Below are 13181 nucleotides of genomic sequence, written 5' to 3' on the forward strand. Positions count from 1 at the left end.
TATGCTTAAAGAGAAAATTAAGTGTGATTATTCTGCTAAAGCGATCTTTTTAATAGATATTTTTATGACAAAATAATCCGAATTACAAAAATTTTCTGACATACTATGAAATGTGTCAAATCATGTAAATAATAATCAAGGAGATTTTAGAAAATGAGAAAAATATTAATGACATATTTTTTATTGTTAACAGTTTTTATAATAACAGGTTGTAGTTATAACAAAGAAGAAATAAACATATTGGCCACTTCTGATTTACATGGAGAGATACCCTACGAGTTATCTTCATATGTAAAGAATGAGTTTAAAAAAGATAAAAATTTAACATTGGTTGATGCTGGTGACTTTTTCGATGCTGGAAGCAATTGCGACATGGCCAAATATTTTAACAAAAGGCGTAAAAGTCCTGATATATACATAGAAGTACCTATAGCAAAAGATATGAAAAAAGTTGGGTATGGTACAGTAGTACTTGGAAATCATGAGTTTGTGTCTAATAATAAGTTTTACTTAGATAATATGATTTCTGACTTTGAAAATAAGGGTGTAAAAGTATTATCAGCAAATACTTATAAAAAAGATGATGAGAGCTATACGGATCCATACATTATAAAAGATATCCAAACATCAAACGGTATTGTAAAGTTGGGTATTTTAGGCCTTACAATAAAAGAAGTTGGTGAAAGTAAAGATTGGGTGGATGATGGAACTCAGTATGGAAAATTTGTTGAAGCAAAATCTAGAGAATTAAAAGATCAGCCAGAGTATGAAGGAAAATTATATATGAATGATTTAGTAGAAGATGCAAACAAATGGGTAGGTAAAATGAAAGAGGATAAGGCAGATATTATAGTAGCGGTTGTTCATTCAGGTGAAAAACCTAAAAAACCAAAAAATCCAGGTAATAGAATTCAAGATTTAGCACATGAGGTAGAAGGAATAGATGCTATAGTTGGAGGCCATACACATAAGCAAATTACACAACATAATTATAAAAATAAGTCTGGCGAAAATGTAATAGTAACACAACCTGGTAAACATGGTGAGTGTATATCTAAAATAAACTTTCAATTAAAAAAGAAAAATAATGAATGGAATATAGTTAAAAAAACCAGCGATTTAACTAAATTCGACTTGAGTGACTTACACAAAGAAGATGAGAATTTAGGATTGTTGTATCAGGCGGTAGATGAAATTGATGATAAAGTTAAAGAAGCTAGTTTAACAGAAATAACACCATTTAAATGGGATAAGGCATTTGTATTTGCGCCAGGGACACCAAGAGAAATCATATACAATAAAGTTGGTTATGAGTGGAGAGATATCACTGAAACTGAAGGTACAGACATGACACTGGTATTTATAAAAGATAATAAACCTGTATGTTATATATATGAATATATAAATGAATTAGGGATAGATATAAATCTTAATAAGTCTGAGTATAATGATAATGTTGCTACAATTTTTTCAGGAAAAAATGATAAATTTAGCATTGAGAAATAAAAAAAGTAAGAATTATTAACGGTTTTAATTAAAGGCTCTAACTTTAAAGAGACGTATAGATTGGTTGTTGAATGGTTGGTAAAGAGAAAATTGATGTAATAGAAAATGAGGGTAGCTTAATTGCTACCCTTGTTTGGTGATTATATGGATATATTCGATGAAAAAGGAATCTAATCAATGTAGTTTACATAGAATGTAATTAAGTTTATAAGAAATAATTCTATAGAAATATATAAATAATTATTGTTTTGTGATTAAGAGGTAAATAAGAGTGTGTATATAAGAGGGTAGGTGATCACTCTATATTTTTATTAAATGTATTTACAAAAACTAATTAGCATGCTAGAAACTTGTAAGTTAAAATTCTATTATATGGTAAGGAGTATTAAATGAAAAAATTTGGTAAATTAGGTATAAGTCTTTTAGTATCCGTTATCCTATTCTCTGGAGGAACAGTTTTGGCATTTCAATCTTCGATAGATTGGAATTTGATTATAGCTAATACTGAAAACAGAGTAAATAATCTAGCTGGTCGTTTAAAGCGAAGTAAAGCTGATAATATTACGCTAGAAAATAAAGCAAATGAATTACAAAAAAATAAAGAGCAATTGATATCAGAAAAGACAACACTAGAATCTCAAAAACAACAATTAGAAAATGAATTGAACTCATTAAAACAAGGGAATCAGTCATCAGAACAAGAGATTAAAAGTTTAAAGCAGCAATTGTCTGATAAACAAAATGAGATACAACAGAAAATTAATGAGATAAATGAGAAGGTAAAAGAGATTAATGAAAAGGCTAATGAAGTAAGCAAAGCAAATGCCGAGAGGGATCAGTACAAATCAGAATCAGAAAAAGCTAAATCTGAATTAAATAGCATTAAGGCTAGATTACAGCAAATGGAAGAGAATACTAAAAATGTTTATGAGGATGCTATTAAATAGTGTTTTTTTACTCATTTTAATATAAAGAAATGGTACAGCGGATTAATACATATTAAATTCATCTAGTAAAATATAGATTATTGCTTATATATTACTGTTTCAATAGAAAAATAAAATATAATGATATGCTTAGATGATTTTAATTATGTTTTAGTTAGATGAAGTGAAAAAAAGAGCCATGTAAATTAATACTTGGCTCTTTTTCATTTATAAATTGTTATATCTATGGGGTAGAAAGTATAATCTAATTAGTACAGTAACACTTCATAGTGTTTACGAGCTAAGTAATATAATTAGATTCAATTGTGAAGTGGTGGAGCATCTTATATGTTACTGTATGGATGCGATATACAAATTTAAATATTAAATGAATATTTTAGCAATTGCGGATATGAAGAAGTTGACTTAATTAACTTAAAAGAATACCTTGCTTTATGTTTAATAAATAATGAAGATAAAATTTATTTTAGTTTTATAGCGAAACTATCTGCATAATTGTAGGTAGTTTTTTGGTAAGAAGTAGTGAATTTTAAGTGAATTTAAAAGTAAAAATAAGGGGAGACTAAAAAAGAATTTCCCACAATACGCTTGTATAAAATAATGCCAGATATCCAATTGGCATTTTTTAATATGTATTTAAAATTTAAAAATTATATAAATAAAGACATTAGATCATCTACACAAGCTATTTAAAAAGTTGTTTATAGAAATTTTATAAATAGCTTGATTAATCATACCCATAGGGGGTATAATTATAATTAGATAAAGGTTATCAATAAGAAAGGAGTGGATGTTATGAGTGCAAATAATATAACAGAAACATATAAAATAACAGGTATGACATGTGCAGCATGTGCAAAGGCTGTAGAGAGAACTGTACGCAAGCTCGATGGGGTATCCGATCAAAGTGTAAATATAGCTACAGAGAAATTAAAGATCGAATACAATAAAGAAGAAGTTGGGTTTGATGATATAAAAAAAGCTATAGAAAAAGCTGGTTATGGAGTTATAGAGGAAGAAACTAACAAGAAAATCGATATGAAAATAGGTGGAATGACTTGTGCAGCTTGTTCTAAGGCTGTTGAAAGAGTAGTCAAAAAGCTAGATGGAGTAGACAGCGTAAATGTAAACATAGCTACTGAAAAAGCAAGTATAAACTACGACCCATCAAAAGTTAGACTTTCTCAAATCAAAGCCGCTATTACTAAAGCTGGATACGAGCCAATTGATGAAGTTAAAAATGACATAGCCCAAGATGAGGATAAGATAAGAAAAGAAAAAGAAATGAAATCATTATTCAATAAGTTTATAGTAGCAATCGTATTTGCTATTCCTCTGTTTTATATAGCTATGGGACCTATGGTTATGAAGCCTATAGGGCCTTGGCCAGTTCCAGAGATAATAAATCCAATGACAAATACATTAAATTACGCGTTAGTTCAATTAGTACTAGTAATCCCTATAATGATTGCAGGATATAAGTTTTATATAAATGGATTTAAATCGCTTATAAATTTAAGCCCAAATATGGATACGCTAGTTGCGATAGGAACATCAGCAGCATTTTTATACAGTCTTTATACTACTTATCAGATAGCTAATAATCGTGTATTAGAAATGCACCATCATCAACTTTATTTCGAAAGTGCGGGTATAATTATCGCACTTATACTTCTTGGTAAGTACTTAGAATCTAGATCTAAAGGCAGAACATCAGAAGCAATTAAGAAACTTATGGGACTTCAACCAAAGACTGCAATAGTATTAATAGATGGTAAAGAAGTTGAGACTTTGATTGAAGAAGTTGAAGTTGGAGATATAATACTTGTAAAACCAGGTAGTAAAATACCTGTTGATGGTATAGTTTTAGATGGATATACATCTGTAGATGAGTCGATGCTTACAGGAGAGAGTTTACCTGTAGAGAAAAAAGTTGGAGATGCAGTAACTGGTGCAAGTATAAATAAAAATGGTACTATCCAATTTGAGGCTAAAAAGGTCGGAAGCGATACAGCTCTTGCTCAAATAATTCAATTAGTTGAGGATGCTCAAGGAGAAAAAGCGCCAATAGCTAAATTAGCTGACGTAGTATCTGGATATTTTGTACCGACTGTAATAGCTATAGCTTTAGTATCTTCGGTTCTTTGGTATTTTGTTGGAGGAAAAGATATAGTATTCGCCTTAACAATTTTTATATCGATTTTAGTAATAGCTTGCCCATGTGCACTTGGTCTTGCAACACCTACTGCAATAATGGTCGGTACAGGAAAAGGTGCAGAAAATGGAATTCTTATAAAAGGTGGGGAAGCTCTAGAGTCTACTCACAAGATACAAACTGTAGTATTTGATAAGACAGGAACTATAACAGAAGGAAAACCAAAAGTTACCGATGTTGTAGTAAACAATGTAGATGAAGAATATTTAATACAATTAGCATCAAGTGCAGAAAAAGGTTCTGAACATCCTCTTGGAGAAGCCATAGTTAAATACGGAGAAGATAAGGGATTAGAAGTTCTTAAAGTAGATGAATTCAAAGCTTTACCTGGATTTGGTATACAAGTAAAAATAGACAATAAAGTAGTTGTTCTTGGAAATAAAAAGCTTATGCTAAATGAAAATGTAGACTTTGAAGGTCTATCAGAAAGATCTGATGAACTTGCATCCCAAGGCAAGACACCTATGTATATATCTGTAGATGGAAAGCTTGCAGGAATTATAGCAGTTGCGGATGTTGTAAAAGAGAGTAGTAAAAAAGCTATAGAAAAACTTCACAGTATGGGAATACAAGTAGCAATGCTTACAGGAGATAATGTTAAAACAGCAAATGCTATAGCTAAACAAGTAGGTATAGATGTAGTTTTAGCAGAGGTATTGCCGGAAGATAAATCTAAAGAGGTTGAAAATCTACAATTACAAGGAAAATTTGTCGCGATGGTTGGAGATGGAATAAATGATGCACCAGCCCTTGCAAAAGCTGATATAGGTATTGCAATAGGAAGTGGTACTGATGTAGCTATTGAATCAGCAGATATAGTTCTTATGAAGAGCGACTTAATGGATGTACCAGCAGCTATCAAACTAAGTGATGAGACTATAAAAAATATTAAGCAAAACTTATTCTGGGCATTTGGTTACAATACTATCGGTATACCAGTAGCAGCTGGACTTCTTTATATGTTTGGAGGACCTCTTCTTAATCCAATGATAGCAGCAGCAGCTATGAGTTTGAGTTCAGTATCAGTTGTTACAAATGCACTTAGACTTAAAAATAGAGAAATATACTAAAAATAGTGAATAAAAAATAAACAAATAAATGTGGGCTGCACAAAAGTATAGAATAAGTACTTTTGTGACAGCCCTTGTATTTTGTAGATTTCTTTATTAAAAGATTGTTTTATTTTCATATAAAGTTCATAAAAATAGTGTACAATGGAAATGATTTATATTTTTTATAGAAAGGAATGATACTATGAATTCATCCATACTTGTAATAGAAGATGATTCCAGTATCCAAGAGCTGATAGTAGAGTTTCTGACAGCTGAAGGGTATGAAGTAGACTTTGCGAATGATGGTCTTGAAGGAATTCAGAAATTTAAAAAGGGAAATTACAATTTAATTATTTTAGATATAATGATGCCAAATTTAGATGGATATGGTGTTTGTAAAATGATAAGGCAGACATCAAGTGTACCTATAATATTTTTAACAGCTTTAACTCAGGAGACAGATCAATTAAAAGGGTTTGAATTAGAGTGTGACGACTACATCACCAAACCGTTCTCATTTAATCTCTTGGTTAAGAGAGTTGAAGCTGTTTTAAGAAGAAGCAGCAAAATAATGAATGAGAAATTTTTAGTATTTGAAAAATTAAAGCTAGATCTAAATACCTATGAGGCGGAAGTAGATGGAAATACTGTGGAACTTACTTTAAAAGAGTTTAATATTTTAAAAGATTTAATAGAAAAATACCCTCAAGTTATAACTAGAGAAGGTCTGCTCGATAGCATATGGGGTTACGACTATTATGGTGATACGAGAATAGTTGATGCTCATATTAAAAATATAAGAAAAAAAATATTATTGCCGTACATCAAAACAGTGAAAGGAATAGGATACACACTTGAGAAGGATATTTGATAAATGGGAGAAGATGAGCATTAAATACAAGTTATTTTCTATAACTACGAGTTTGCTTTTGGGACTAGCACTTGCAATATATTTAATACTTTATTTTATGTTACCATCGTATTATCACGAATATAAAATAGACTCATTAGAAGGGCAATTACAGTATTTAACTAAGACATCATCTAGTGACGACATAGGTGTTTTAGAAGAAAAGTTATACTATATGGCTAAAGATCAGAACTTGGCGATATTATTAAAAGACCATAATGGTAGAGTTGTATACGGAAAAAATGAAGTGGTACTACTTAAATACAGTAGATATATGTCTAGTAATATAAATGATGAATACAGGGTCACAATGCCGATTAGCACTTCAGATTCAGTAGATACTTATACACTTGAAATAATAATGCCTCTACAGCCGATCGATGAAGCAAGTGAAGTAATTAGAAAGCTTATGCCGTATATAATCGCAGTAGCTATAATAATTGCTGTTATAGGAGCCTTTATTTACTCAAATGTAATTACAAAGCCTCTAATAGATATTATTGAGATTGAAAGAAAGCAGGAAAATAAACGTAAAGATTTTGTTGCTACAATATCACATGAATTAAAAACTCCAATAACCATAATAAGTGGTCAGATAGAAGGTATGATTTACAATGTTGGAAAATACAGCGATAGGGATACCTATCTTAAAAAATCCTACGACTGTACACAAGAGCTTAAAGATCTAGTAGATGAAATGATAGAAATTTCAAAGATGGAAATTTTAGATCAAGATCTGAGCCTTGGAAATGAAAATAGGCAGTTTATAAATATGAGCGAACTACTTCAAGATTTAGTAAAAAGACAATTGTTCCTTATTGAAGAGAAAAATATAGAAACAGTTTTATCTATACAAGATGAAGTAATAGTTCTTGTCAATATTGAAAGAATTTCGAGAGCTATAAACAATATAATAAACAATGCTATAAAATATACTCCAGATAGAGAAAAAATATTTGTTAAATTGTATAAGAAAAATAATGCAAGAGCGATATTAGAAGTAGAAAATACAGGTGTAACTATAGAGAAAAAATACCTAGAAGAAATATTTACACCATTTTATAGAATAGAAAAATCTAGATCTAGAAAGACTGGTGGAAGTGGATTAGGACTTTATATTGTAAGTCAAATTCTTAAGGGTCACGGTTTTGACTACTGTATGAAGAACAAAGAAAACTCAGTGGTTTTTAGGATTGAATTTAAAATTTAAAAGGTTTCAATACATTTTCATATTAAAATCACAATAAATTCATATACTAGATGTATTATATACTCAAGTAAGAGAAATATTGCTAACTTAAAACCATAATAATAATACCCTAAGTATAGTGATAGTTATCCCTCACATCCTCAATAAATAACTATCACTATACAAAAGAATTAGCTGTATCACAATGATTTATAAATTATAAGTCGTCGTGATACAGCTAATTCTTTTTTTTGTAAAATTTAAATTTTTTTTGTAAATAAAGATAAAAATCTTGGACACCATATTATTAAGAAATAAATTTTTTTATAGGAGGTGTTATAAATGGACAAAATGAAAAAGAGCATGAAAAACATGCAAAAAGATTTAAAAAAAGGTATGAAAAAGACAACAAATGCAGTTAAGGGTACAGCAGAAGACTTAATGGACACAGCAGAAGATGCAATGAGAACTATGGAAATGAAAAAAGATAATATGATGTCTAACAAGAGAAAGTAAAAAATATAGTTTACTAATTAGGAGATGTTAAAAAATGGATAAAATGAATAAAAATGAAAATAAAATGAAAAGTTCCGATAAAAGAGAGCTAGAAGAAAAACAAGTACTAGAATCAAGGGATCCCGCAGAATTATTAATGACTAATATTGAAGATGCAAAGAAAATGATGAATGCAAAACAGGACGCTAAACTTACAAATTTAGACAAAAAACGTATAGTTAATGATACTATGGGAGAAATGAAGTAGTTTTAAAGGTAAATTAATTTAGTGGTAAAAAGTTAAAAAAGAGTTAAATTAAAGAATATGAAATAAGAAAACTGTTATCTAGAATACGAGATAACAGTTTTCTTGTTTTATAAAGATAGATTTATTTATGATGTATGTAAGAACTAATAACATTTGTATATTAAATTTTAAAATTATAGTGTGAATACATAATAAACTTGAATTAAGATGATATATGTTATATATTAAGTATAACAAGAGTAGTATTGGAGGAGTGATAGTATGTTAAGAATAAATAGAGTATCTAAATCATTTGAAAACAATAAAAAAGTTTTAAATGACATAACTTTTGATATAAATTCTGGAGAAATATTTGGATTTATTGGGCATAATGGAGCTGGAAAGACCACACTTATAAAATCTATAGTTGGTATTCATGATTTTGATGAAGGTGAAATACTAATAAATAAAAAATCTATAAAAAGTGACCCAATAGCTTGTAAGAAGATATTTGCTTATATACCAGATAATCCAGATTTATATGAATACCTTACAGGAATACAGTATTTAAATTTCATAGGAGATATATTTAAAGTGCCTCAAGACGTACGACAGGAGCGTATTAAATACTATGCTGATAGATTCGATTTAGAAAAAGATATTGGAAGCACAATCGCTTCTTATTCCCATGGTATGAAACAAAAGCTTGCAATAATTTCAGCTTTAATTCACAAACCAAAACTCCTGATTTTAGATGAGCCATTTGTGGGGCTCGATCCAAAAGCTGCTTTTACATTAAAAGAGATTATGAAAGAATTTTGTGAATTAGGGGGAAGTATATTTTTTTCAACACATGTATTAGAAGTTGCCGAAAAAATTTGCAATAGAATAGCCATAATTAAAGGTGGGAATATAATTGCGTACGGAACTACTGAAGAAGTAAAAGGAAATAGTTCTCTTGAAAATGTATTTATGGAATTAATAGATAAAAATTAATTTGAATACTGTATTTTGATTGATATGGATGCTATATCCGACTACCATAGCTTGAACTAAAGGCTGTAATTGTAGTCGGATATCTTATTTTATGCCAACTTCCGTTTCCTTTAATGAAACTATCTTAAATTTTCAAGTGGGGGAAAAGTCAAAAGCTTGTTTACTGCCGTGCTTTGGAGTTAAGATAACTAGATTGTAAGAAAAGGATAAATTTTATTTTTGGATGTTGGATACAACCCATATATAATTTATAATTTATTTTTGGTGTAATTAGAATGATATAATATCTTTATATACATATAATAATGTACAAACTGTAAATATAATATTTGTTCTTAAATAGTATTTAAATTATAAAAGTTTACTTCATGGAGGTTAATATGATTGAAAATATGCCAAAGATAGAACTACATTGCCATTTAGATGGAAGTTTGAGAGATGAAACTGTTTTGGAGATTGTTTCTGGTGAAAATCTTTTTAGTGAATTGAGTTTGTCAGATATTGAAAAGGTCAAAAAAGTTCTTATTGCTCCTAAGGATAGTGATTCACTTCTTGATTATTTGAAAAGCTTTGATTTGCCTGTTGGTATAATGCAGACCAGGGAAAGTTTGGAGAGGGTATCTTTTGAACTTATGGAGGATGCTTTTGAAGAAAATATTAAATATATTGAGGTTAGGTTCGCTCCACTTTTACATACTAAAAAGGGATTGGATGTGAAGGATGTAATTGAAAGTGTGCTTCTAGGTATTCATAAGGCTGAGGAAATATACGATATAAAAGGCAGTTTAATTCTTGGCTGTATGAGAAATATGAGCGAGGAAGATGCTGTACTTGTTATAGAAGAAGGTAAGAGATTTTTAGGAGCTGGTGTTGTTGCTGTTGATTTGTGCGGTCCAGAAGAAGAGGGATTTTGTATGAAGTATAAAAAAGCTTTTGCGTTAGCTAAAGAATACGGTTATAGAATTACTGTTCATGCTGGAGAGGCGGCTTCTGGTGTTAATGTTTTAGATGCAGTGACGGAATTGGGTGCGGAGAGAATCGGGCATGGTGTGAGAACTAATGATAGTAAAGAGATTTATGAACTTGTAAAAAGAAAAAATATAACTTTAGAGATGTGCCCTACGAGCAATGTTCAGACTAATGCTGTGAAATCCTTTGAAGAACATCCTTTTTACGATTTTTATAGGGATGGTTTGAGGGTTACGATTAATACTGACAATAGAACTGTTTCAGATGTGACTTTGTCGTCAGAGATAGATTTTGTGTTAAATTACTATAATATGACTGATGAAGATTATTACTGCATATATAAATATGCAGTGGAGGCAAGTTTTACGAATGAAGATACTAAAAGATGGCTTTTGAGTTTTCTATAAAATTATTGTCGAGTACTATAAATTTTGACTATAAATGAGATGCCTTATATAGATAAAAACAATCATATCACTTGCAAAAAACGTGGTAAAATCTAGAATAGAGGTAAAAAATATTATCTATTTGTAATATTTTAGAAAATAATATATAAATTAGTCAAAATAAATAATTAGGGGGAATTTCGATGTCAAATTTACCAGAGCAATTTGATAGTTTTAATGATGCTAGACAAAAAGGGTTTTTAAGTGCTAAAGAGTTAAAAGATAGTGGTAAAAAATTAGTGGGTACTTTCTGTACTTTTACTCCTGTTGAGATACCTATGGCAGCTGGAGCTGTTACGGTAGGTGTATGTGGTGTAAGTGAAGAATCTATACCAGCGGCAGAAAAAGTACTTCCAAGAAATCTATGTCCACTTATTAAATCAAGTTATGGACATGCAATAACTGATACTTGCCCTTATTTCTATTTCGCAGATCTATTAATAGGAGAAACTACTTGCGATGGTAAGAAAAAAATGTACGAAGAACTTGCCAAAGAAAAAAATATGCATGTAATGCACCTTCCAAATACAGTAAAAGGTGAACTTAGCTACAAACTTTGGAAAGATGAAATAATAAAATTAAAAGAAGAAACAGAGAAATCATTAGGAGTTACAATAACTGAAGATGATATTAGAGCTGCTATAATAGATAAAAACGAAGAGAGACGTCTTTTAAAAGAGTTCTATGAATTAGGAAAATCAGAGCCTTCTATGCTTACAGGAATGGAGCTACACAATGTTCTTTATCAATCTGGATTTAAATTTGATAGAGATGAACTAAAAAAATCTGTTAGAAAAGTAATCGATGATACTAAGGAAAGATATGAAAAAGGCGAAGGTCCTGTTAAAAAGGATAGTCCAAGGATATTAATAACGGGGTCTCCTATAGGAGGTATAAGCCAAAAAATAATACAAACTCTTGAAGATGCTGGAGCATCAGTTGTAGCTTTAGAGCTTTGTCAAGCTATAAGATCTACTGATAGATTGGTAGATGAAGATATGGATGATGTTTACGATGCCTTAACTCAAAAATATATTAAAATAGGATGTTCATGTATGATGGACAACGACAATAGATTTGAACTACTTGATAGACTTATAGACGAGTACAAAGTTGATGGCGTAATAGATGTTGTACTTCAAGCATGTCATACTTTTAATATAGAATCTTATAGAGTAAAAGAGTTTGTTACTAAAGAAAAACATAAAGCTTTTATGGGTATAGAAACAGACTACTCAAAATCTGATACTGAACAATTAAAAACAAGATTTGAAGCATTTGTAGAGATGTTATAAGAAATCTTATTAGGAGGATGTATGTATAGTATAGGTGTTGACTCAGGATCTGTCGCAACAAAGGGTGTCCTATTCGATGGTGAAAAAATAGTTAAGAAAGTAATACTTCCAACAGGATGGAGCCCTAAAACTACATCTGAACAAGTTTATAATTTATTATCAGAGGGAATTCCAAAAGATCAAATCTTAAAGACGGTCGGTACAGGATACGGAAGAGGCGTAATGGATTTCGCTGATAAAAAGGTTACGGAAATAACTTGTCATACTAGGGGAATATTTTTTCTAAATGAAAATACTAGAACAATTCTCGATGTAGGCGGTCAAGATAGCAAGGTTATAAATTTAGATAATGCAGGAAATGTATTCAATTTTATAATGAACGATAAATGTGCTGCTGGAACTGGTAGATTCTTGGAGATAACTTCTAATTTATTGGGAAGTGATATCGCAAATATAGATAAACTGGCAAGTGGAAATGAACCAGTTAATATCTCGAGTATGTGCACTGTATTTGCAGAATCAGAAATAGTAAGTTTGCTTGCTCAAGATGTCGGTAAAGAAAATATAGCTGCGGGAATACTTAAATCAATAGCAAATAAATCTGTTTCAATGTTGTCTAGAACTGAAATAGTAGATGAGATTGCATTTACCGGAGGACTTGCTAAAAGCAAAGTTTTAGTCAGTATGATTGAAGAAATACTCGGCAAGAAGATATTTGTTGCAGAGGATACACAGATAATAGGCGCACTTGGTGCTGCTGTAATAGGATATAAGTGATACATAAAAGTTAGAATACATATAGTAAACATAAAAAATAGAATAAGTTAATATGTTATAAAATATGTAATAAAACAGCAATAAGTAGCGGAGTGATACTCCGCTACTTATTGCTGTTTTATTACATATATGTTAAA

At 30.2% G+C, this 13181-nt stretch carries 11 protein-coding genes; all 11 read left to right on the forward strand.

The window, feature by feature from the left end:
* Positions 1-153: 153 nt before the first annotated feature.
* The 11 genes from J2Z43_RS01390 to J2Z43_RS01440 all read left to right on the forward strand — a co-directional run bounded on the left by J2Z43_RS01390 (position 154) and on the right by J2Z43_RS01440 (position 13044).
* A complete protein-coding gene (locus J2Z43_RS01390; protein WP_209455517.1) occupies positions 154-1506 on the forward strand; it encodes a metallophosphoesterase in 1353 nt (450 codons plus the stop codon).
* A gap of 389 nt (positions 1507-1895) precedes the next feature.
* Positions 1896-2453: a hypothetical protein gene (locus tag J2Z43_RS01395; protein WP_209455518.1), complete on the forward strand. Its 558-nt coding sequence runs from the start codon at positions 1896-1898 to the stop codon at positions 2451-2453.
* A 795-nt stretch (positions 2454-3248) separates the two neighbouring features.
* Complete coding sequence (locus J2Z43_RS01400; protein WP_209455519.1) at positions 3249-5738, forward strand: heavy metal translocating P-type ATPase; 2490 nt, start codon at positions 3249-3251, stop codon at positions 5736-5738.
* A 184-nt stretch (positions 5739-5922) separates the two neighbouring features.
* Positions 5923-6591: a response regulator transcription factor gene (locus J2Z43_RS01405; RefSeq protein ID WP_209455520.1), complete on the forward strand. Its 669-nt coding sequence runs from the start codon at positions 5923-5925 to the stop codon at positions 6589-6591.
* Positions 6592-6604: 13 nt separating this feature from the next.
* A complete protein-coding gene (locus J2Z43_RS01410; RefSeq protein WP_234925924.1) occupies positions 6605-7840 on the forward strand; it encodes a sensor histidine kinase in 1236 nt (411 codons plus the stop codon).
* Positions 7841-8161: 321 nt separating this feature from the next.
* Positions 8162-8335, forward strand: a complete 174-nt coding sequence (locus J2Z43_RS01415; RefSeq protein WP_234925925.1) for a hypothetical protein — start codon at positions 8162-8164, stop codon at positions 8333-8335.
* A 34-nt stretch (positions 8336-8369) separates the two neighbouring features.
* A complete protein-coding gene (locus tag J2Z43_RS01420) occupies positions 8370-8582 on the forward strand; it encodes a hypothetical protein (protein ID WP_209455522.1) in 213 nt (70 codons plus the stop codon).
* A 261-nt stretch (positions 8583-8843) separates the two neighbouring features.
* Positions 8844-9557, forward strand: a complete 714-nt coding sequence (locus J2Z43_RS01425; RefSeq protein WP_209455523.1) for an ABC transporter ATP-binding protein — start codon at positions 8844-8846, stop codon at positions 9555-9557.
* 380 nt (positions 9558-9937) lie between these two features.
* Positions 9938-10933: an adenosine deaminase gene (gene add, locus J2Z43_RS01430; protein ID WP_209455524.1), complete on the forward strand. Its 996-nt coding sequence runs from the start codon at positions 9938-9940 to the stop codon at positions 10931-10933.
* 182 nt (positions 10934-11115) lie between these two features.
* Positions 11116-12267, forward strand: a complete 1152-nt coding sequence (locus J2Z43_RS01435) for a double-cubane-cluster-containing anaerobic reductase (protein ID WP_209455525.1) — start codon at positions 11116-11118, stop codon at positions 12265-12267.
* Between the two features lie 21 nt (positions 12268-12288).
* Positions 12289-13044, forward strand: a complete 756-nt coding sequence (locus tag J2Z43_RS01440) for an acyl-CoA dehydratase activase (RefSeq protein WP_027702182.1) — start codon at positions 12289-12291, stop codon at positions 13042-13044.
* Positions 13045-13181: the final 137 nt, after the last annotated feature.

This window comes from Metaclostridioides mangenotii (assembly GCF_017873185.1).
Taxonomy (GTDB): domain Bacteria; phylum Bacillota; class Clostridia; order Peptostreptococcales; family Peptostreptococcaceae; genus Metaclostridioides; species Metaclostridioides mangenotii.